This is a genomic window from Mycolicibacterium tusciae (assembly GCF_002086795.1).
GTDB classification, from domain to species: domain Bacteria; phylum Actinomycetota; class Actinomycetes; order Mycobacteriales; family Mycobacteriaceae; genus Mycobacterium; species Mycobacterium tusciae.
This window is the reverse complement of sequence record NZ_MVIM01000004.1, coordinates 420,853-442,337: the sequence shown is the minus strand read 5'-3', so window position 1 is coordinate 442,337 and position 21,485 is coordinate 420,853. Positions and strand designations below refer to the sequence as shown.

Genomic DNA, 21,485 nt, shown 5'->3' with positions numbered 1-21,485 from the left:
TAATCTGAAGTTTCGGAGATTCGATGAGCGGAATCCGCGGGCTGACCCGCCGAGATGCGGGTCGTGTGTTCCGGGACCGCCGGGAGGCCGGCGACGTCCTGGCACGGGAGTTGGCGTCCTACCGCGACCGGAGCAACGTGCAGGTGCTGGGGTTGGCCCGGGGTGGTGTCCCGGTTGGCGCGCAGGTCGCGCATGCTTTGCACGCACCGCTGGATGTGTTCCTGGTACGGAAACTCGGCGTCCCACAGTGGGAGGAGCTCGCGATGGGAGCGCTGGCGTCCGGCGGTGGTGTGGTGATCAACGAAAGCCTGGTCCGCAGCCTCGGCGTCAGCGAAGACCAAATGCAGGCCGCGATCGAGCGCGAAACGGATGAATTACACCGGCGCGAACATGCCTATCGCGGTGACCGACCACCGCTCGCGCTGGCCGGAAAAACCGTGATCCTGGTCGACGACGGCATCGCCACCGGCGCCAGCATGCTCGCCGCGGTGCGTGCGGTGCGAGCCGAGGCCCCCGCCGCGGTCGTGGTCGCGGTGCCCGTCGGGCCGCAATCGACGTGCCGTGACCTCGCGGCCGAGGCCGATGATGTGGTGTGCGCGATGACACCACCGGGATTCGAAGCCGTCGGCCAGGTGTATGAGGACTTCCACCAGGTCACCGACGATGAGGTACGCGAATTGTTGGCCCGCGGCTGAGCCGCGAATTCAATACCGACCCAACGGTTTAGCGAGTGCGGTCGTCGCCTGCGACGTCGTCGGCCTGCTCGACGACCGTGGTCTCCGCTTCGTATTCGGGCTCCGCGGCGGGATCCGCGGACTCCGGATATTCCTCGTCGAACTCCGCGACGTCGTCTCGCTCGACGGCACCGTCATCGTTTCGCGAGCGGTCCCGGATCGCATCCACGATCAGCAGCACCACGCCGATCACGCTGGCAGCGATGCACACCCATGCGATCAGCTCATTGCTGGTGACAACGGCGGTGACCAGCGCGGCCAGACCGATGACTGCGAGCACGAGCGCGACGATCAACATTGATCAACCCTGGGTCGACGGGACACGGCCTGCGAAACGCCGATTACTAGTTGTTGCCGCGGTTGAACTGGTTGAAACTACCGGAGTCATTGTTGGCGCTGGAGTCCACCGGTGCGGCCGAGCCGCGTTGTCCGAGTTCCTCAAGTTGCGACTCCAGGTAGGTCTTGAGCCGGGTGCGGTATTCGCGCTCGAACGTGCGCAGCTGTTCGAGGCGGCCTTCCAGCACGGTGCGCTGCTGGTTGATGGTCCCCATGATCTCGGAATGCTTGCGCTCCGCGTCGGCCTGCAGGGCGTCGGCCTTCTCCTGGGCCTGCCGCAGCTGGGTCTCGGACCGGTTCTGAGCATCGGCCAGCAGAGCGTCGGCGCGTTGACGGGCCTCGGCGACGGTGGTCTCCGCGGTCTGGCGCGCCTCGCTGACCATCGCGTCGGCCTGGGCGCGGGCGTCGGCGAGCATCTTGTCGGACTCGGCCTGGGCGGAGCCCGTCAACCGGTCCGCGGTGTCCTGCGCCAGGGCCAGCACGCGGGCCGCCTTGATCGCCTGATCCTCGGTGACCGACTGTTGGGCCGCGGGCGCCTCGTATACGGGCTGCGGTGCAGGCTCGGGTGCGGGCGCAGGTGTGGGAGCGGGCTCGTACTGCGGAATCGACTGTGTCGACTGGCCGCCACCGCCGCCACCGGACGCCAGCTCCTGGTCAAGCTCGGCGACTCGCTGACGCAGATCGGCGTTCTCCTCGATGAGGCGGGTCAGCTCGTTCTCAACCAGATCGAGGAATGCGTCGACCTCGTCCTCGTTGTAGCCGCGCTTACCGATCGGTGGCTTGCTGAACGCGACGTTGTGAACGTCGGCTGGTGTGAGCGGCATTCTCTGCCCCCTTGAAGTCTGGACCGTAAACCGATCTCAAAGTGTAGAGCCTCGCTGGAACGTAACTGGCGTCCATCCTGTCACACCAGACCCGGCGGTTGCGGGAGAGCCCAATAATTAAGAGCGAATTTCAACTTTTCGCGCGCTAGTCCCCGCCGACGACATCGCCAATCGGTGAACGAATATCGACCTCGGCAAACGCCGGGACGAGGGCCGTCGCTAACGCCAAATCGGCGGCGTGCAGACCGATCTCAGACCGCTGCGCCGAATGCCAGCTGCATACCGATGAACGCCAGGAGCAGCAGCACCATGATCGACAGATCGAAGCGAACGGCGCCTATCGTGAGCTGCGGAATGATCCGGCGCAGCAGCTTCACGGGCGGATCGGTCACGGTCATGATCAGCTCCAGGATCACCACCGTCACCCCCTTGGGCTGCCAGTCCCGGGAAAACGAACGAATGAACTCCACGACGACCCGGGCGATCAGCAGCAGCCAGAACACGAACAGGGCGAAGCCCAGGATCGAGAAGAATTGCGACAACGGAGCCGACCTCACTACAGGTGTGACATTCGATACAGGCACAAGGCCGCGCACGCCTGAAGCCGGAGCGCTCGCGCGACGCCGCCAGCCTACCTGGCAGGTTCGGTGACGGCGCCGGCGCCGATGGCCCTCAACTGCTCAGGACCTACTCCAAGGCAGCTACTGATATGCGTAGAAGCCGGCTTCAGCGATACGGCGCCGCTGCTCGGCGGTGACGTCCACATCGGCGGGCGAGAGCAGGAAGACCTTGGTCGCGACCTTGTCGAACGAACCGCGCAGTGCGAATGCCAGCCCGGCCGCGAAATCGACCAGGCGCTTGGCGTCGGCGTTGTCCATGGTCACGAGGTCCATGATCACCGGGGTCCCCTCGCGGAACCGCTCGCCGATGGTGCGGGCCTCGCCGTAGTCCTTGGGCCGCAATGTGGTGATCTTCGACATCGGGCTGCCCGCCTCGAAAAGCTCGGCCATCCGGCGCGGATCCATCGCGAGTGCACCGCGGGTGGAACCGCGCAGCGCGCCCAGCCGGGAGGATGCGCGCTCGAAGTCGCGCGTGCCGCGCATCCTCGGCTCGAATCGTTCTTCGTCGCGGAAGCCGCCGCGATACCCGCCGGGTGCGTCGTCGTACTCGTCGTAACCCCCGCGACCGGGACCGTAGCCGTCAGCCTCGAAGCGGTCGTCGAACCGGTCCTCACGCGAACGGCGTGAGTAGCCGCCCCGCGAGGTGCCGCGGTCGTCGTCTTCGTAGTACTCGTCGTCGTAGTCGTCCATAGGGGCCATCCCGAAGTAGGCCTTGACCTTGTGGAGTGTGCTCATCGCTCGACCCTTCTGATGACTTTCGACTCTGGTGTCTGTGATGAAGATGTGACTGGAGTGACTACTTCAGGTGACGTTAGAGGACGAGGCCCCATTAGCGCGGTACCGACACGCACACACGTCGAGCCGTGTTGAACCGCCGCCTCGAGGTCGCCGGACATCCCCGCTGACAGTTCGAGGGCCTGCGGATAGTTGCGTTGGACCCGCGCGAGCTCGGATTGCAGGCGGCCGAACGCCTGGTCCGGGTCCGATCCCAACGGCGGAATCGCCATCAGCCCAACGAACTCCAGGCCCTCGCCCGCCTCGGCCGCGGCGCAGACTTCGTCGACCGACGCCGGGTCCTCGACGTCCACGCCGCCGCGCTCGGTATCGCCGTCGAGACTCATCTGTATATAGACGCGAAGGGGCGCCGCGCGCTCGCCGTCGGCCAACGCCCGCGCCGCGGCGCGGTTCAATGCGTCGACGACGCGCACACTGTCGACCGAGTGCGCGGCATACGCCCAGGCCGCGATCGACCGCGCCTTATTGCGCTGGATGCGTCCAACCATGTGCCAGCGAATGGGTGCGCCGCCCACACTATTGGCGACTTCCGCCGCTTTATTCGCCGCTTCCTGTTCGCGTGATTCGCCAAATGCTTCGCACCCTAAATGGTGCAGAATTGTTACATCGGCGGCCGGAAAGAATTTGGTAATAGGCAGCAATTCAATTTCGTCGGAATTGCGGCCGGCCGCCTCGGCCGCCGCGGCGAGCCGGGCTCGGACGGCGGCCAGCGCGTCGGCGAGCTCCTGTTCGCGCGTGGCTGCCATCATGGGCGTCATTCCATCCACACCAGGGACGCCAGGCGTCCCGTCGGTGCGTCGCGCCGGTGGCTGAACAGGTTGCGGTCTGCCACCGTGCAGCGCGGGTCGACGTCGATGGCTTTAACGCCCAAATCCGTTAGCTGCCGGGCAATTCCGGCTCGCAAGTCAAGCCCCGGGGTATTTCTGGCCGTCGTCGTGCGGCTGCCGGGAAGCGTCATCTCGACCTCAGCGGCCATGGCCTCGGGGACCTCGTAGCTGCGTCCGCTGATCGACGGGCCGAGCAGTACCGAGATGTCCTCGACGTGCGCACCCACGTCGAGCATCGCCTCGACGGTGCGCGCCACGATGCCGTTCTGCGCCCCCACCCGTCCCGCGTGCGCGCCAGCCACGACGCCGGCGCGCGCGTCCCCCAATAAAACCGGAACACAATCGGCGGTTACCACGGCCAAAGCCAAACGCGCCCTGGTGGTGACCAACGCGTCGGTTTTGTCGACCGGCTCGGTCTGGTGTTCGTCGACCACGACCACGCGATTGCTGTGCACCTGGTTCATCCACACGACACCGTCGTCGCCGAGCCCGACCGCCGCAGCGAGCCGCTTGCGGTTGGCGGCCACCGCGGCCGGGTCGTCGCCGACATGGTCGCCGAGATTGAAGGTGTCGAACGGCGGCGCGGAGACACCACCGGCGCGGGTCGTTGTCACGCGCCGAATACGAACCGTCACGTTCCCCAGTATCGCGGCGGTGTCAGTGGCGCATGAACGGCGGCACGTCGACGTCATCGTCGTCGTCCCCGCCGATGCTGACCGTCGCGCCGTTGGTGTGCACCGGCACACTGACGGCGTCGGCGGGCTCGAACAGCTGTGACGTCACCTTGCCCGCGGCCGCAGGTGCGATGGCCTGTCCGGCACCCACCACCGGCTTACGTCCCGGCCCCGCCGAATCGAAGCCGGCCGCGATCACCGTGACCCGGACCTCATCGCCCAGCGAGTCGTCGATGACGGTGCCGAAGATGATGTTCGCTTCCGCGTGCGCCGCTTCCTGAACCAGCGAGGCCGCCTCGTTGATCTCGAAAAGTCCGAGGTCGCTGCCGCCGGCCACCGACAACAGCACACCCTGAGCGCCTTCCATGGACGCCTCGAGCAGCGGCGAATTGATCGCGATCTCCGCCGCCTTGAGCGCCCGGCCGTCGCCACGGGCCGAGCCGATACCCATCAACGCGGTGCCGGCTCCGCTCATCACGCCCTTGACGTCGGCGAAGTCGACGTTGATCAGACCAGGCGTGGTGATCAGGTCGGTGATGCCCTGCACACCGTTGAGGAGCACCTCGTCGGCGCTGCGGAACGCGTCCATCAGCGACACCGCGGCGTCACCCATCTGCAGCAGTCGGTCGTTGGGGATGACGATCAGGGTGTCGCAGCTCTCGCGCAACGAGGTGATGCCGGTCTCGGCTTGATTGCTGCGGCGCTTGCCCTCGAAGGAGAACGGTCGCGTCACCACACCGACGGTCAGCGCGCCGAGCTTGCGCGCGATCGTCGCCACGACGGGCGCGCCACCGGTACCGGTGCCACCACCTTCACCTGCGGTGACGAACACCATGTCGGCACCGCGCAGCAGTTCCTCGATGTCGTCCTTGGCATCCTCGGCCGCCTTGCGCCCGACCTCGGGGTCGGCACCGGCGCCGAGCCCGCGGGTGGAGTCGCGGCCCACGTCGAGCTTGACGTCGGCATCGCTCATCAACAGCGCTTGCGCGTCGGTGTTGATGGCGATGAACTCAACGCCCTTGAGGCCCTGCTCGATCATCCGGTTGACGGCGTTGACGCCGCCGCCGCCGATGCCGACGACCTTGATCACGGCGAGGTAGTTATGCGGGGGGGTCATCGGATCGCCCTTTCCTCCCAGGTTGGCTGTCGACACGCGGATCACCTCGGCAAACTCTCAACCTCAACCAGAGGGTTATAGTTATGTCAAGTTGGTCCGTGCAACCAGAACGGTAGGGCGCGGTCGCGGACGATCCGTGCAGGCGCGCCGACACGCACGCAAAGATTTCTGCGCAATCACTTGACGGTCGGCAGATCCGGACTGGAGACGTCGTAGGTCTTGCCCGGCTGGGTGAGCAGCGCGCCGAGCTTGAGCGCCTTCTCCTCTGTGCGATCGGTCGTCCCCCAGATCACCTGACGTCCATCGGTGAGCTGCAGGGTGATGGCCGCGACCGAGGGCGCGTCGACGCGGGCAACCTGGGCGGCGACCTCTGGCCGCAGGGACGTCATCACCTCGAGCGCGGCCTTCGTGGGGGCATCGTTGGGTCCGGGATTCTTCGTATCGAGGTACGGCACGCCCGGCGGCGGCACCCCGATCGCGAAGTCCACGCCGTCGCGGTCGAACAGGTGCGGTCCGTCCGGATAGTCCTTGACCACAACCGGTTCACGCTCGACGATGGTCACCCGTAGCGTCGAGGGGTACTCCCGCTGCACCCGCACGGTCGCGACGCGCCGGATTCCGGCGATCCGCTCGGCGACCGTGTCGGTGTCGACCTGTAACAACGGCGTTCCCGGCGCGACGGCCGCGGCGTTGTTCACTTCGTCCTGCGTCACCGCACCCAGTCCGACGACGACGATGTTGCGGGCGGACATCACCGGCGTGAAGTACAGCAGCAGGCCGAGTCCGACGACGATCACGCTGATCAACGCCGACCACATCAGCACTTTGAGACCCCGAACCGTGCCGCGCCCAACCTTTTTCGTGCTGACGACGCCGGTGGCGCGCCGCTTGGCCTCGCGACGCGCCTCTTCGATCGCGGTCGCGCGCGCCTGGGCCGCGCGTCGTTCTTCGCGTTCCCGTCGTGCGCGGCGCCGCGGTCCCTCGAAATCGGTTTCCTGTGGCTCGGCGTCGGGTTCGGCCGGCGCATCCCCCTCGACGACTTCGGCCTCGGCCGGCGTCTCGCTCGTTTCGGCCTCGGCCGTCGGCTCGCCGGCTTCCGACGGCTCGGTGGGCTCGGTCATCGAACCGGTCCGCCGGGTGCACCGCGGTTGGCCTTGGCGCGCAGCGCCGCAAGGATTTCCGTGCCGAGCATCGTGACGTCGCCCGCCCCCATGGTCGTGACGACATCACCGGGGCTTACCGCTTCGGCCACCCGTTCGGCGACGGCCGAGAAGTCCGGAATGTAGGTGACCGGAACGGTAACGTGTTCGGCGACGCTCGCACCGCTGATACCCGGTATGGGTTGTTCGCGTGCCGCGTAGACGTCGAGCACGAAAACCTGGTCGGCGGTGTTCAGCGCCTGCCCGAACTCCCGCGCGAAAGCCTCTGTCCGCGAATACAAATGGGGCTGGAACACCACGACCGAACGGCCTGTCCCCGCCACCGTCCGCAATGTGCTCAGGTTGGCGTTCACCTCGGTCGGATGGTGCGCGTAGTCGTCGAAGACACGCACACCGTTGACGGTGCCGACCAACTCCATACGGCGGCGCACACCTTCGAAGCCGGCCAGTCCGTCCAGCACCGCGTCGACGGGCGCCCCGACGTTCACAGCCGCGATCAGTGCGGCGAGCGCATTGAGCGCCATATGTCTACCCGGCACCGCCAGCCGCAGCACCCACGGCTCCGGATCGCCCGCCAACTTGATGTGCGCGACGGCGCCGGTGTCGTGTTGTTCCCAGCTCAGCAGCGCGGCGTCGGTCGCCACGGCTGGATCGCTGCCGTAGCGCAATACCCGGATGCCGAGGGCCGCCGTGCGTTCGGCGAGCGCTGCGGCGCCGGGGTCGTCGACGCACACCACAAGTGCGCCACCGGGTTTGATGCGTTCGACGAAGTCGTCGAAGACGGCGCGGTAGGCCTCCACGCTGCCGTAGAAATCGAGGTGGTCGGCGTCGATGTTGGTGACCACCGCGATGTCGGGGCTGTACTCCAGCAGTGAGCCGTCGCTCTCGTCGGCCTCCGCGACGAAGCAGTCGCCGCTGCCGTGGTGGGCGTTGGTGCCCGCCTCGCCGAGGTCGCCGCCGACCGCGAAGGACGGGTCGAAACCGCAATGCTGCAGGGTGACGATCAGCATCGACGTGGTCGTCGTCTTGCCGTGGGTGCCGGTCACCATCAGGGTGGTGTCACCGGCCATGAGCTTGGCCAGCACTACGGGCCGCAGGATCACCGGGATGCCGCGGCGGCGGGCCTCGACAAGTTCGGGGTTCGTCTTGGGGATCGCGGCATGCGTGGTGACGACGGCCGTCGGTCCGCCCGGCAGCAGGTCGAGCGAGGATTCGTCGTGCCCGATGCGAATGGACGCGCCGCGGGCCTGCAGCGCCACCACGCCACGCGATTCCTTGGCATCCGAGCCGGACACCATCCCGCCGCGGTCCAACAGAATGCGGGCGATACCCGACATGCCGGCTCCGCCGATACCGACCATGTGCACCCGCTGCAACTCCTCCGGCAAGTTCCGATGTCGCCGGCCCCCCGGCTCCGGTGTGTTCGCGTTCACCGCACACTCTTCCCGTCGGATCCACGGGCGATGTCGAGAGCCACCTCGGCAACCTTTTGCGCGGCGTCGCGGTGCCCGGCCAACGCGGCGGCCGCCGTCATCGCCTGCAATCGCCCTGTCTCGGTGAACAATCCGACGACAGTCTCGGCGACGAATTGCGGTGACAGTTTCGCATCGTCGACGACGAGGCCGCCGCCGGCGTTGACGACGGGCAGCGCGTTGAGTCGTTGCTCCCCGTTGCCGATCGGAAGCGGCACATAGACTGCGGGCAGTCCGACGGCCGTCACCTCGGCCACCGTCATCGCCCCCGAACGGCAGACCGCGAGGTCGGCCGCGGCGTAGGCGAGGTCCATGCGGTCGAGGTAGGGAACGGCGACATACGGCGGATCACCGTCGGCCGGCTCGCGCAAGTCGAGGGTGTTCTTGGGACCGTGCGCGTGTAGCACCGAGATGCCGGACGCCGCAAGATCTTTGGCGGCCGCGGAGATTGCGCGGTTGAGCGACTGAGCACCCTGTGAACCGCCGAAGACCAACAGCACCCTGGCGTCGGCGTCGAACCCGAAGTGGGCGCGCGCCTCGGCACGCAATGCCATGCGGTCCAGCGACGTGATCGCCGCCCGCACCGGAACCCCGACAACCTCCACGTCGCGAAGACCGGGATCCGGCACGGCTGAAAGCACCCGTCGCGCAAAGCGGGCACCCACCCGGTTCGCCCAACCCGCACTGGCATTGGCCTCGTGGACCACCACCGGCACCCGCCGGCGGGCGGCCAGATACGCCGGCAGCGCGACGTAGCCACCGAATCCGATCACGACGTCTGCGTCGACAGCGGCGAGCACGGCGCGGGTCTGTCGCACCGCCTTCCGGATCCGCCACGGCAGCCGGGCCAGGTCGGCGGATGGCTTGCGCGGAAGCGGGACCGGCGTGATCAATTGCAGGTCATAGCCGCGTTCGGGCACCAACCGCGTCTCCAGACCGCGTTCGGTGCCCAGCGCGGTGATCCGCACGTCGGGATCGATCGCTCGCAGCGCGTCTGCCACCGCCATCGCCGGTTCGACATGGCCCGCGGTACCACCTCCCGCGAGTACCACCGATACCGTTTTGCTCACCCGTAATGCTGACCTTCCAGTGTGCGAACCCGTCGGCCTTTGCGATCTCGGCCGTCTCCATGATGCCTTGGGGCTCGCACGGCCCGAGCAGCCGTGGCGGTTTGGCGCCGGTTCTCACCGGCGGGCTTGCGGGCTCTGCTGGTAGCGGGCTTAGCGGCTTTGGTCGCCTTCGCGCCCCCGCCTCGAGTCGCAGGACGCGGCCGTGCTTCCTTCTTCGGTCCCTTCGATTTCGCCCCGCGCGTACGCAGCCGGTCGCGCAGCGCCTCGGTGCGGCTGGGCACGTACGGCTGCGGCAGCGGCAGTCGTAGCAGTCGGTTGACCCGATCGTCACGTCCCGCGCGCAGTGCGGCGACAGCTTCGGGTTCGTGCCTCGCCGCATTCGCCATGACGCCGACCATCAACAGCGTTGTGGCCGTTGATGTTCCGCCAGCAGAGATCAGCGGGAGCTGCAGCCCGGTCACCGGCAGCAGGCCCACCACGTAGCCGACGTTGATGAAGACCTGACCCATCACCCACAGCGTCGCGGTGGCGGTCAGCAGCCGCAGGAACGGATCGGCCGAGCGCCGCGCGATCCGCATCCCGGTATAGGCGAACAGCCCGAACAGGCAGAGCAGACCCGCCGCCCCGACGAAGCCGAGTTCCTCTCCGATGATGGCGAAGATGAAGTCGTTGTGCGCGTTGGGCAGGTAGTTCCACTTGGCGGTGCCCTGCCCCAGTCCGTCGCCGAAGAAACCGCCGTTGGCCAGCGCGAAGCGGGCCTGACGGGCCTGGTAGCCGGACCCCTGGGAGTCGGCGCCGGGATTCAGCCACGACATCACGCGGTCGGAGCGGTAGCCCTCGGCCATCGCCAGCGCGGCGGCGGACAGGATGACCGCGAGCAGCGACGACAGGAAGACCCGCAGTGGTAGACCGGCGTACCAGAGCAGACCGAGCAGGATGATGCCCAGCGACACCGTCTGCCCGAGGTCGGGCTGGGCGACGATGAGCGCCAGCGCGATCACCGCGGCCGGCACCAGCGGAATCAACATCTCGCGCAGCGAGGCTCGATCCATACGACGGGTGGCCAGCAGGTGCGCACCCCAGATCAGGAACGCGATCTTCGCCAATTCCGACGGCTGCATAGAGAAGCCCGCAACGACGAACCAGCCTCGAGAACCGTTGGCCACCTTGCCGATTCCTGGGATCAGCACCAAGATCAACAGAACGACCGAGATGGCGAAACCGCTGAACGCCAGGCTGCGCATCAGGTGGATCGGTGCCCGCATCGCGACGTAGAACGCGAACAGGCCGACCACGGTCCACAGCACCTGCCGGGCGAACACCATCCACGGCGACCCGTCGGTGTCATAGGAGTACACCCCCGAGGCGGACAGGACCATCGTCAGGCCAAGGATCACCAGCAGCGTCGCGACGGCGATGATCAGGTGGAACGACGTCATCGGCCTGCCGAGCCAGGCGCCGAACCGGGTGCGGGGAGCCGGCTCCGCGGCGTCGGCCGGCTGGTCGTAACCCGTCCTGCGGAGCCGCAATCGGGTCAGGATGTTGCTCATCGCTGCTACCGGGACAGGGCGCGCACGGCCGCGGCGAATGCATCGCCGCGTTGGCCGTAGCCGCTGAACTGGTCGAAGGATGCCCCGGCCGGTGCCAGCAGGACGGTGTCACCAGGTCCGGCGAGACGTGACGCGGCCTCGATGACGGCAGTCATCACCGCCTCTCCAGTCACACCAGTCTCATCTTTCCCATGCACCCCAAAATCCTCCCCCGTCACAGGCTCAAGGACGGGGACATCCGGGGCGTGTCGCGATAACGCATTGGCGATCAGCTCACGATCGCGGCCGATCAGCACCGCTCCGACCAGCCGATTCCCGACCGCTGCCACCAGGTCTTCGACCGACGCGCCCTTCAGCAGGCCGCCGGCGATCCACACCACGCGCGGATACGCGGCGATCGAAGCCTGCGCCGCGTGCGGGTTCGTGGCCTTGGAATCGTCGATGTACGTCACGCCGTCGTGGGTGCCGACGACTTCGGCGCGGTGCCTGCCCACCTGGAAATCCGCGAGCGCGCCGGCGATGGGCTCCGGCCCGACGCCGACCGCGCGGGCGAGCGCCGCCGCAGCCAGCGCGTCGAGCACCCCGACCGGGCCGGCCACCGTGATGGACGCGGCAGACGCCAGCGGCACCCGCCCACCGAACGCGTTGTCGACGAGCATGCCGTCGTGCACGCCGAGCTCCCCCGCTGCCGGTTCGCCCAGCCGGAAGCCGACCCGTACCGGGGCCGCCGCCGTGTCCAGCAGACCCGCGGCAATCGGGTCGTCGAGGCCGACGACCGCGACCTGGCCGTCGAGCACACGGGCCTTGTCGCTCGCGTAGGCCTCCAGGCTGCCGTGCCAGTCCAGGTGGTCCTCGGCGACGTTGAGTACCACGCCCGCCGCCGGCCGCAGCGACGGCGCCCAGTGCAGCTGGAAGCTCGACAGCTCGACTGCCAGCACCTCCGAGGGTTCGGCGAGCACGTCGAGCACGGGGTTGCCGATGTTGCCGCACAGCACAGCGCGACGTCCCGCCGCGATCAGCATGGCGTGCAGCATCGACGTCGTCGTCGTCTTCCCGTTGGTTCCGGTAACGACGAGCCATTGCCGCGGCGGGCCGAAGTGGCCGGAAATGTCCAGCCGCCAAGCCAATTCGACGTCCCCCCAAATCGGCACGCCCGCCGTCGCCGCGGCCGCCAGCACAGGAGCGGCCGGCGAAAACCCGGGACTGGTCACCACCAGGTCGTAGTCGGCGATGTTCGCCTGCGCGTCGGCGGTGGTGACCACGCGCGCCGGCGTGATGAGGCGCTGCAGCGCCAGCGGATCGTCGTCGCAGATCGTCAGCCGCACGCCGGTCCGCTCCAGCACGGCGCTCACCGAACGGCCCGTGATGCCCGCGCCGGTCACGAGGACGCGCGCACCAGGCACCAGAATCGAGAGATCGCTCACGTCACCCACCGACGGTGGTGAACCACTCGCTGTAGAACAGAGCGACACCGAGCCCGCAGGCGATGGCGGTCAATAGCCAGAAGCGGATGATCACCGTGGTTTCGGCCCAGCCCACCAATTCGAAATGGTGATGGAACGGCGCCATCCGGAAGACGCGGCGCCCGGTGGTGCGGAACGCCAGGATCTGCACGACGACGGACGTGACCTCGGCGACGAACAATGCGCCGAGGACGACCGCGAGCATCTCGGTGCGGCTGGTCACCGACAGACCGGCGATGATGCCGCCGAGCGCGAGCGATCCGGTGTCGCCCATGAAGATCTTGGCGGGCGCGGCGTTCCACCACAGGAAACCGATACAGGCACCTGCCGTCGCCGCCGCGACGATCGCGAGGTCGAGCGGGTCACGGACGTTGTAACAGCCCAAACCGGGACTGATCGCGCATGCGTTGCGGAACTGCCAGAAGGTGATCAGCACGTAGGCCGCACAGACCATGGCCATCGCTCCGGCGGCCAGCCCGTCCAGGCCGTCGGTGAAGTTCACCGCGTTGGACCACGCATAGATCATCGTGACGCAGAACAGGATGAACAGCGCGGGCGGCAGTGTGACCGTGGCGATTTCACGGACGTAGGACAAATCGGGGCTGCCCGGTGTCAGCCCGTCGGAGTTGCGGAACTGCAGCGCGAGTACACCGAATATCACGGCGGCGGACAGAATGCCGACGGTCTTGGCCGTCTTGTTCAGCCCGAGGTTGCGCGACCGCCGGATCTTGATCAGATCGTCGACGAAGCCGACGAACCCGAGCGCGGTGGCCAGGCCCAGCACGAGCATCCCCGACGCCGACGGGCCCCTACCGTCGATCACCACGCCGACGAGGTGGGTGCCGAGGTAGGAGGCCCAGATACCCGCGACGATCGCCACCCCGCCCATCGACGGTGTGCCACGCTTCTTGTGGTGGCTGGGCGGGCCGTCCTCGCGGATCTCGTGGCCGAACCCCTGCCTGGTGAACAGCCGGATCAGCACCGGGGTGAGCAGAATCGAGACCGTCAGTGCGATCCCGACGGCGATGAGGATCTGCCTCATGCGATGGGGGCACCTCCCCGCGTGCCAGGGGAAGGATCCCCCTCATCGGCGATCAGGACATCGGCCAGCGCGCCGAGCCCGGCCGAGTTGGAGCCTTTGACGAGCACCACGTCACCGGGCCGCAGTTCGGACCGGAGCACAGCCAGCGCGGCGTCGGCGTCGGCCACCATGGTGGCCTCAGGCCCCCACGACCCCTCCATCACCGCGCCGTGGTGCATGGCGCTCATAGCCCTCCCGGTTCCGATGACGATCAGTCGTGACACATCTAATCGCACGGCCAACCGGCCGATGCTGTCATGCTCGGATATCGCGTCGTCACCGAGTTCGGCCATCTCGCCCAAAACCGCCCAACTGCGACGTTTGCCGCGCGCCATCCACGCCAGCGCCTTGAGACCCGCACGCATGGAGTCGGGGTTGGCGTTGTAGGCGTCGTTGACGATCGTGACGCCGTCGGCGCGGGTGGCGACCTGCATGCGGTGCGCAGACGCCGGACCCGCCGCGGCCAACGCCTCCGCCACCTGGTCGAGCGTCGCACCGCACTCGAGTGCGACGGCGGCCGCACACAGCGCGTTGGACACCTGGTGGTCGCCGTGCACAGCCAGGGTGACGTCCACCTGGCCGCCACCGCCGTGCAGCGTGAACCGCGGCCGCGCCAGTTCGTCGAGCGTCACCGCGTCCGCCCACACATCCGCCTCGGCTGACCTGGACACCCGCACGACCCGCGCCGCCGTCACGTCGGCCATCGCGGCTACCGCGGGGTCATCGACATTCAGAACAACCGCTCCTGATGACGGGACAGCTTGGGGCAGTTCAGCTTTCGTCGCCGCGATCGCTTCTCGTGACCCGAACTCACCGAGATGCGCGGTGCCGACGTTGAGTACGACCGCGATCGACGGCGGTGCGATGGCGGCCAGAGCCGCGATGTTACCGCGGTGCCGCGCGGACATCTCCAGCACCAGGTAGTCGGTTGACTCCGTCGCCCGCAACACCGTCCACGGATGACCGAGTTCGTTGTTGAACGAGCCAGGCGGCGCGATCACCTCACCGAGCGGCGTGAGGACAGCTGCCAGCAGATCCTTGGTCGAGGTCTTGCCCGACGAACCGGTGACGCCGACGATCGTCAGCCCGCCGTCGACGAGGCGAGCGGCGACGGCAGCGGCGAGGCGCGCCAGAGCGGCCAGCACCGCGGCCCCCGAACCGTCGGTGTCGTGTTCGAGCACGCTGGCGGTTCCGTCGCCGGCCGACGGGGCGGCGGGCTCGACGACGATCGCGGGCGCGCCGACGGGCCGGGCGGCGAGCACCGCCACCGCACCCTGTTCAACCGCCGCGGCCGCGAAGTCGTGTCCGTCCGAACGGGCACCGGGCAGCGCGAGGAACAGGCCGCCGGGGCCGACGGCGCGCGAGTCGAACTCGACGGTTCCGGTGACGCGGGTCGCCGCCGCCTGTTCGGGACTGATGTCGGCGAGCCGTCCACCGACGATGTCGGCGATCTCCGCGATGGTCAGGTCGATCACGTGGGGGTCCCCAAGGCCTCGAGGGCTGCGGCGAGCTCGTCGCGATCGTCGAACGGCCGGGTCACACCGTGGCTGGTTTGTCCCGGCTCGTGCCCCTTGCCCGCGACGAGCACGATGTCTCCCGGTTGCGCCCAGGCGACGGCGAAGTCGATGGCCTGACGACGGTCCCCGATTTCGACCACTTCTGCACGCCCCGCTGTGCCCGCGACGATCTCGGCACGGATGGCCGCAGGGTCCTCGTCGCGCGGGTTGTCGTCGGTGACCACCACGAGCTCCGCCATGGTGGCGGCGACCTGACCCATCGGTGCACGCTTACCGGGGTCGCGATTACCGCCGGCACCGAACACGACGGCCAGCCGGCCCTCGCCCTGCTCCCGCAGCGTCTGCAGGACCGCTTCCAGCGCGCCGGGCTTGTGCGCATAGTCGACCAGCGCCAGGAATGGCTGCCCGCGGTCGACGGATTCCAGGCGTCCGGGCACGCAGGCCGTGCGCAGCCCGTGCGCGGCCTGCTCCGGTGACACCCCGACGGCGTCCAACAGCGCCACCGCGAGCAGACAGTTCGCCACGTTGTAGCGCCCCGGCAGGCCGATCCTCAACCCGTGGTGCACCCCTGCGGGGTCGACGGCGACGAATTCCTGGGCACCCGCGTCGACCGCGCGGACGTCTTCGACGCGCCAATCGGCAGCGGTGCCGGTCGTGCTGACCGATACCGGATCCTCTGCGAGCCCGGCAATCGCGCGGCCCGCGTCGTCATCGACGCACACCACCGAAACACTTGCGTGCGTTGGAGATTCGGGATCAAACAGTTTGGCCTTGGCGTCGAAGTAGTCCTGCATCGTCGGATGGAAGTCCAGATGGTCACGGGACAGGTTGGTGAACCCGCCGACCGCGAAGCGGACCCCGTCTACGCGTCCCAGGGTCAGCGCGTGGCTGGACACCTCCATCACCACGGTGTCGACGCCCTGTTCGACCATCACGGCCAGCAGCGCCTGCAGGTCGGGGGCCTCCGGTGTGGTGAGCGCGCTGGGTTGATCGCGGCCGTCGATCCGGATGCCGACCGTGCCGATGAGTCCCGGCATCCGGTCGGCCGAACGCAGACCGGCCTCGACAAGATAGGTCGTGGTCGTCTTGCCCGATGTCCCGGTGACGCCGATGACGCGCACCTTCTCCGACGGATGCCCATAGACCGTGGCCGCGATCTCGCCGAGCACCGAGCGCGGAGCCGGGTGGACGAGCACCGGGACTTCGACACCGGCACCGATCTCGGCGACTCCCGCGGCGTCGGTCAGGATCGCGACGGCCCCGCGCGATACCGCCTCGGCGGCGTGGCGGGCACCGTGCGACGAGGCACCGGGCAGCGCGGCGAACAGATCGGCGGCCTGCACGTCCTGGCTGCGCAGCGTGACCCCGGTGATCCGGATGTCGGGGACCCGCGGGCCGTGCGCCGGAACCGCCGCGACCTGCTCGGCAACCAGTCCGAGCGTGCTTCCGGCAGGGTGGCTGGGACGCAGGTTCATGGCGATGACACGTTACCGGCCCGGTGTCCGGCCCATCCGAGCGCTCAGTCCGCTTGCAGAGTCAGCCGCGGTCCCTCGGGTGAGAGCGGCACGTTCTCCCGCTGAAGCAACCAGGAAGCGATGTTGTGGAACAGCGGCGCCGCGGTCGTCCCGGGCTGGCCGTCGGCCGTGCGGTGCGGGTGGTCCATCATCACGCCGATGACGTAGCGCGGGTTGTCGGTCGTGGCGATGCCGGCGAAGGTGATCCAGTACACGTCGCTGTAGTAGCAGCCGCACGCCGGGTTGATCTGCTGGGCGGTGCCCGTCTTGCCGGACAGCTGGTAGCCCTCGACGGCGCCCTGCGATCCGGTGCCCTGCTGTACGCCCATCGGATCGCGCTGCAGCGTCGCGCGCAGCATCTGCCGCACCGTCTGCGCGGTCTGCGCCGACACCACCCGAATCCCTTCCGGCCGGGGTTCGTCGGTGCGACTCCCGTCCGGGGCGATGGTGCTCTTGACGATGCGCGGCGGAACGCGCACCCCGTCATTCGCGATCGCCTGGTACATGGCCGTCATCTGCAGCAGGGTCATCGAAAGACCCTGTCCGATAGGCAAGTTGGAGAACGTGCTGCCCGACCACTGGTCGATCGGCGGGACCAGGCCGGCACTCTCCCCCGGCAGCCCGACGTTGGTGCGCTGGCCGAGGCCGAACTTGCGCACCATCTCGAAGTACTTCTCCGGCCCGAGGCGCTGGGCCAGCATCAGGGTGCCGACGTTCGAGGACTTCCCGAAGATCCCGGTGGTGGTGTACGGCATGACGCCGTGCTCCCAGGCGTCGCCGACGGTGACGCCGCCCATGTTGATCGAGCCCGGCACCTGCAGCACCTCGTCGGGGTTGGACAGCCCGTACTCGATCACCGACGCGGCGGTGATGATCTTGTTGACCGACCCGGGTTCGAACGGCGACGACACCGAGAGGTTGCCCAGCTGCCGATTCTCCTGCCTGCCGATGTCCTGGCTCGGATCGAAGGTGTTGTCGTTCGCCATGGCCAGGACTTCACCGGTCTTCGCGTCCAGCACCACCGCAGACGCGTTCTTCGCACCGGACAGGTCCTTGGCCTGCTGCACCTGCTGCTGGACATAGAACTGGATGTCGTCGTCGAGGGTCAGCACGACCGTCGAACCGTCGACCGCGTCGTGGCGGTTGCGGTAGCTCCCGGGGATCACCACACCGTCGGACCCGCGGTCGTACGTGACCGAACCGTCGGTGCCGGCCAATACCGCATCCAGCGAGTCCTCCATGCCGAGCAGACCGTGGCCGTCCCAGTCGATGCCGCCGACGATGTTGGCCGCCAATGCCCCGCCCGGGTACTGGCGCAGATCCTGCCGTTCCGAGCCGACTTCGGGGAACTTGGTGGTGATGACGTCGGCGAGGGCGGGGTCGACCGCGCGTGCCAGGTAGACGAATGTCTCGTTGCTCTTGAGCTTCTTCAACACCGTGGCCGCGTTCGGCTTGTTGTTGAGGCGCAACGCCACCTCATCGGCGATCTCGCGCAGCCTGGTCTCCGGATTCGGCGCCTCCGACGTCTTCGCCCGCGCCTCTTCCAGCTGCTTGCGCACTCGGACCGGCTGGAACGTCAGCGCACGCGCCTCGATGGTGAAGGCCAGTTTGTCGTTGTCGCGGTCGACGATCGCCCCGCGCACAGCCTGGTCGACGTCGGTGACCTTGAGCTGGCTCGCAGCCTCGGCGCGCAGGCCCTCGGCGCGCGGAACCTGGAGGTTGAACAGCTGCGCGGCCGCGACGATCAGCACCAGGAAGATGACGGCGTTGCCGACGCGATGTCGAAATACGAACGACGCGCTACGTATGCCTCCCTCGGCCGACGGCGTTCGGGTGCGCCGCGACCGCGCGGAGCGCTCCTGCGTCTTCGCCGTCTTCCCCGCCGTGCGCCCCTTCGACTTGCCAGGGACGGGACCCTTGTCGCGGCGGCTCATGCCGGTGCGCCGGGGATCGGCGCGACGGGTCCGGGCGCCTGCGGTGCGGCCTCGACGGGTGGCACCTGCAGCGGCTGCTGAATCACCGGTGCCGAGGGTGCTGCCGGTGTCGCGGGCAGCGGCCCCAGTGCGGGCAGCGTGCCCTGGGTCGCGTGCGGTACCTCGACACCGGGCGTGGCCGCCGGTGGGACCGCGGGGATCGGCACGGGTTGGCTGATGCCCGGGATCGGTTGGCTCGCGCCGGGCGTCGGCACGAGCGCAGGTCGCTCCGGTATCCGCACGGTGAGTTCACGCGGTTCGGTGACGCGCGCCGCCGGAGCCTGCGGAGGTGCGGGTGGCGCTTCCTCGGGAAGCGGCGTGTTCAGCGGGGGCGGTGGAACGCCTTCGGCGGGTTTGGGAGTGCCGACGACGATCCAATTTCCCGACGGATCCTGCACGAGGTGCGCGGTGTCCCGCGACGGGATCATGCCCAGGCCGCGAGCCGCCTCGGCCAGCGCGGGTGCCGCCTGCGCCTCGAGGACGTCCCGCTCCAGCGCTTCCTTCTGTTGCAGCAGAGCCTGATTCGTCTCACGGGCGTTTCCGAGCTGATACGAACGCTCGGCGGCGTCGGTCGACAACCACAGTGTGGTTCCCAGACCTGCACCGAGCGATCCGATGACCAAGACAACGAACGGCACCCTGGCGATCAGCGCGCGGGGACGCAGGTCGACAGACGACAGTGCGACGAGGATACGCTCGCGTAGCGGAGGCCGAATGACCTTGGGCGCCTTGGCCTTACGCGCCTTGGCGCGCGCCTTGGCCTGGCCGGAGTTCTTCGGCCGGGCCGGAGCACCGGTGGGCCGCGGAATCGGGGCGGTCTGCGGCGCGGACCGCCGCGGCCGCTGGTCGCGGGTGGGCTTGCGGCGCGACGGCGCTTCGGCGGGACGACCACCGCTTCGGGGGTTGCGGCGCTCGTCGGTCCCGCGCGCCAATGCCGAACGCTTGACCTGCTTGCGCTGCTTGGCCTGCTCGCGTTGTCTTGCCTGATTGCTCTGCTTGGCCTGCTTGCTCTGCTTGGCCTTCATCGTAGCTCCCCCACCTTTTCCAGCGCCCGTAGCCGCACACTTGCGCTACGTGGGTTGATTGCGATCTCTTCGTCCCCCGCGCGCTCGGCGCCACGGGTCAAGGCGACGAATTCCGGTTCATGCCCGGGCAATTCGACCGGCAGGTCTTGCGGTGTCCTGGATGCCGTGGCCGCCGAGAATTGGTTCTTCACGATGCGGTCCTCCAGCGACTGGTAGGCCATCACCACGATCCGTCCGCCGGGCGTCAGCGCGTCGAGGGCGGCGGGCAGCGCGGTGCGCAACGAGTCCAGCTCTCCGTTAACGGCGATGCGCAGCGCCTGGAACGTCCGCTTCGCGGGGTGTCCGCCGGTGCGGCGGGCGGGCGCAGGTATCGCCTGGTACAGCAGCTCGACCAGCTCGGCGGTGGTCGAGAATGGCCGGATGGCGCGCCTGCGGGCGATCTGCGAGGCGATCCGGTTGGCGAACCGCTCCTCGCCGAATTCGCGCAGCAGCCGCGCCAGCGTGCGCTGGTCGTAGGTGTTGACGACTTCCGCCGCGGTCAGCGGCGCGTCGGGGTCCATCCTCATGTCCAGCGGTGCGTCCACGGCATAGGAGAAGCCGCGTTCGGTGCGGTCCAGCTGCATCGAGGAGACCCCGAGGTCGAAAAGGATGCCGGCCACAGCGAATTCGTCGCCGCCTGCCCAGTCACCGGACTGCTCGAGTGCGCCTTCGATCCCGTCGTAGCGGGTACGCACCAGCAGCACGCGGTCGCCGAAAGCGGATAGCCGCTCGCCGGCGATCCAGAGGGCATTCGGATCGCGGTCCAGCCCGATGAGCCGCAGAGCGGGGAACTCGGTGAGGAATCGCTCGGCATGGCCACCTGCGCCGAGCGTGGCATCGATGAGCACGGCGCCGCTGCCATCGGCGGCGTTGCGGGTCAGCGCAGGGGCGAGGAGCTCGACGCAGCGGTCGAGGAGGACCGGAACGTGCCCGTGATCGGGATCTTTGATTTCGTCAGGCATCGCCCAGCCTCCATGTAGGCCACCGGTGAAGACCCGTGCACCGAGGTCCCTGTCCGAGGGTGTGGACCTGGCGTCGGGGAAGTACGCCAGGGCCGGTTCGGACAGAGGCCACGATGCATGGGCACCGAGCCGGTCGAGTCCCGCATCAGATGATGTCGTGCAGAGCTTCATCTGTGGCCGCGGAGAAGTTCTCTTCGTGCGTCTGCTGGTATTCCTGCCACGCCGCCGAATCCCAGATCTCCAGGTAGTCAACCGATCCGATCACCACGCAGTCCTTCGACAGGTTGGCGTAGCGGCGATGATCGGACGACAAGGTGATCCGGCCTTGTGAGTCGGGGTGCTGTTCGTCGGTGGCCGCGGCCAGGTTGCGCAGGAATGCCCGAGCCTCCGGATTGCTCCGAGACGCCTGCGACGCCCGTCGTGCCAGCTTTTCGAACTCGTCGCGCGGGTATACAGCGAGGCTGTGATCTTGGCCTTTGGTGACCATCAACCCTCCTGCCAGCGCGTCGCGGAACTTGGCGGGCAGTGTGAGCCGCCCCTTGTCGTCGAGCTTCGGCGTGTAGGTGCCGAGAAACATCCCGCCACCTCCCGCGCCATCCGGAGCCCCGGTTGCTCCGTTGCCGCCACTTTACCCCACAATCCCCCACATCACTCCATTTGATACCAAGAATTGTTGGCGCGTCCCCACCTAGCAGGGACATCGGTGACATTTCCACCCCCTGGTCCGGCATC

20 protein-coding genes are annotated in these 21,485 nt (G+C 68.2%); 1 reads left to right on the top strand and 19 read right to left on the bottom strand.

The features are described 5' to 3' along the window. The first annotated feature begins 23 nt into the window (after positions 1-23). The gene (locus tag BST47_RS10715; RefSeq protein WP_083125488.1) at positions 24-695 is read left to right on the top strand and encodes a phosphoribosyltransferase; all 672 of its coding nucleotides are present in this window, start codon (positions 24-26) and stop codon (positions 693-695) included. A 28-nt stretch (positions 696-723) separates the two neighbouring features. Here the strand turns inward: BST47_RS10715 and BST47_RS10710 are convergent, their stop codons facing one another. The 19 genes from BST47_RS10710 to mraZ all read right to left on the bottom strand — a co-directional run bounded on the left by BST47_RS10710 (position 724) and on the right by mraZ (position 21,330). Continuing rightward, positions 724-1,032 (bottom strand): hypothetical protein, encoded by a 309-nt coding sequence (locus tag BST47_RS10710; RefSeq protein WP_083125487.1) that lies wholly within the window; start codon positions 1,030-1,032, stop codon positions 724-726. A 46-nt stretch (positions 1,033-1,078) separates the two neighbouring features. Next, on the bottom strand, positions 1,079-1,894 hold the full coding sequence (gene wag31 / locus BST47_RS10705) for a DivIVA-like cell division protein Wag31 (RefSeq protein ID WP_083125486.1): 816 nt from the start codon (positions 1,892-1,894) through the stop codon (positions 1,079-1,081). A gap of 251 nt (positions 1,895-2,145) precedes the next feature. Continuing rightward, a complete protein-coding gene (locus BST47_RS10700) occupies positions 2,146-2,436 on the bottom strand; it encodes a YggT family protein (RefSeq protein WP_083125548.1) in 291 nt (96 codons plus the stop codon). Between the two features lie 159 nt (positions 2,437-2,595). Then, on the bottom strand, positions 2,596-3,249 hold the full coding sequence (locus tag BST47_RS10695) for a cell division protein SepF (RefSeq protein ID WP_083125485.1): 654 nt from the start codon (positions 3,247-3,249) through the stop codon (positions 2,596-2,598). Continuing rightward, complete coding sequence (locus BST47_RS10690; protein WP_420094029.1) at positions 3,246-4,055, bottom strand: YggS family pyridoxal phosphate-dependent enzyme; 810 nt, start codon at positions 4,053-4,055, stop codon at positions 3,246-3,248. The genes BST47_RS10695 and BST47_RS10690 overlap by 4 nt, the downstream gene beginning before the upstream one ends. Positions 4,056-4,063: 8 nt before the next feature. Beyond that, complete coding sequence (pgeF, locus tag BST47_RS10685; protein ID WP_207568582.1) at positions 4,064-4,771, bottom strand: peptidoglycan editing factor PgeF; 708 nt, start codon at positions 4,769-4,771, stop codon at positions 4,064-4,066. A gap of 22 nt (positions 4,772-4,793) precedes the next feature. Then, positions 4,794-5,927, bottom strand: a complete 1,134-nt coding sequence (gene ftsZ / locus BST47_RS10680) for a cell division protein FtsZ (protein WP_083125547.1) — start codon at positions 5,925-5,927, stop codon at positions 4,794-4,796. Positions 5,928-6,103: 176 nt separating this feature from the next. Further along, a complete protein-coding gene (locus BST47_RS10675; protein ID WP_083125482.1) occupies positions 6,104-7,048 on the bottom strand; it encodes a cell division protein FtsQ/DivIB in 945 nt (314 codons plus the stop codon). Continuing rightward, a complete protein-coding gene (murC, locus tag BST47_RS10670; RefSeq protein WP_234809658.1) occupies positions 7,045-8,448 on the bottom strand; it encodes a UDP-N-acetylmuramate--L-alanine ligase in 1,404 nt (467 codons plus the stop codon). The genes BST47_RS10675 and murC overlap by 4 nt, the downstream gene beginning before the upstream one ends. A gap of 68 nt (positions 8,449-8,516) precedes the next feature. After that, complete coding sequence (murG, locus tag BST47_RS10665; protein ID WP_234809657.1) at positions 8,517-9,566, bottom strand: undecaprenyldiphospho-muramoylpentapeptide beta-N-acetylglucosaminyltransferase; 1,050 nt, start codon at positions 9,564-9,566, stop codon at positions 8,517-8,519. A gap of 59 nt (positions 9,567-9,625) precedes the next feature. After that, complete coding sequence (gene ftsW / locus BST47_RS10660; protein WP_083125479.1) at positions 9,626-11,179, bottom strand: putative lipid II flippase FtsW; 1,554 nt, start codon at positions 11,177-11,179, stop codon at positions 9,626-9,628. A 5-nt stretch (positions 11,180-11,184) separates the two neighbouring features. After that, positions 11,185-12,612, bottom strand: a complete 1,428-nt coding sequence (gene murD, locus BST47_RS10655; protein ID WP_083125478.1) for a UDP-N-acetylmuramoyl-L-alanine--D-glutamate ligase — start codon at positions 12,610-12,612, stop codon at positions 11,185-11,187. Next, positions 12,605-13,684 (bottom strand): phospho-N-acetylmuramoyl-pentapeptide-transferase, encoded by a 1,080-nt coding sequence (mraY, locus tag BST47_RS10650; RefSeq protein ID WP_083125477.1) that lies wholly within the window; start codon positions 13,682-13,684, stop codon positions 12,605-12,607. The genes murD and mraY overlap by 8 nt, the downstream gene beginning before the upstream one ends. Then, entirely contained in the window at positions 13,681-15,198 is a 1,518-nt protein-coding gene (locus BST47_RS10645; protein WP_083125476.1) for a UDP-N-acetylmuramoyl-tripeptide--D-alanyl-D-alanine ligase, read from the bottom strand. Before BST47_RS10645 ends, mraY begins: the two co-directional genes overlap by 4 nt. Next, positions 15,195-16,715 (bottom strand): UDP-N-acetylmuramoyl-L-alanyl-D-glutamate--2,6-diaminopimelate ligase, encoded by a 1,521-nt coding sequence (locus BST47_RS10640; RefSeq protein WP_083125475.1) that lies wholly within the window; start codon positions 16,713-16,715, stop codon positions 15,195-15,197. The genes BST47_RS10645 and BST47_RS10640 overlap by 4 nt, the downstream gene beginning before the upstream one ends. A 44-nt stretch (positions 16,716-16,759) precedes the next feature. Further along, positions 16,760-18,688 carry a peptidoglycan D,D-transpeptidase FtsI family protein gene (locus BST47_RS10635; RefSeq protein WP_083125474.1) on the bottom strand — a complete coding sequence of 643 codons (1,929 nt, stop codon included), beginning with the start codon at positions 18,686-18,688 and terminating at the stop codon, positions 16,760-16,762. Continuing rightward, positions 18,685-19,752 (bottom strand): cell division protein FtsL, encoded by a 1,068-nt coding sequence (gene ftsL / locus BST47_RS10630; protein WP_234809647.1) that lies wholly within the window; start codon positions 19,750-19,752, stop codon positions 18,685-18,687. The genes BST47_RS10635 and ftsL overlap by 4 nt, the downstream gene beginning before the upstream one ends. Continuing rightward, positions 19,749-20,924 carry a 16S rRNA (cytosine(1402)-N(4))-methyltransferase RsmH gene (rsmH, locus tag BST47_RS10625; RefSeq protein WP_207568581.1) on the bottom strand — a complete coding sequence of 392 codons (1,176 nt, stop codon included), beginning with the start codon at positions 20,922-20,924 and terminating at the stop codon, positions 19,749-19,751. The genes ftsL and rsmH overlap by 4 nt, the downstream gene beginning before the upstream one ends. Beyond that, positions 20,899-21,330 carry a division/cell wall cluster transcriptional repressor MraZ gene (gene mraZ / locus BST47_RS10620; RefSeq protein ID WP_083125472.1) on the bottom strand — a complete coding sequence of 144 codons (432 nt, stop codon included), beginning with the start codon at positions 21,328-21,330 and terminating at the stop codon, positions 20,899-20,901. Before mraZ ends, rsmH begins: the two co-directional genes overlap by 26 nt. Positions 21,331-21,485 lie beyond the last annotated feature (155 nt).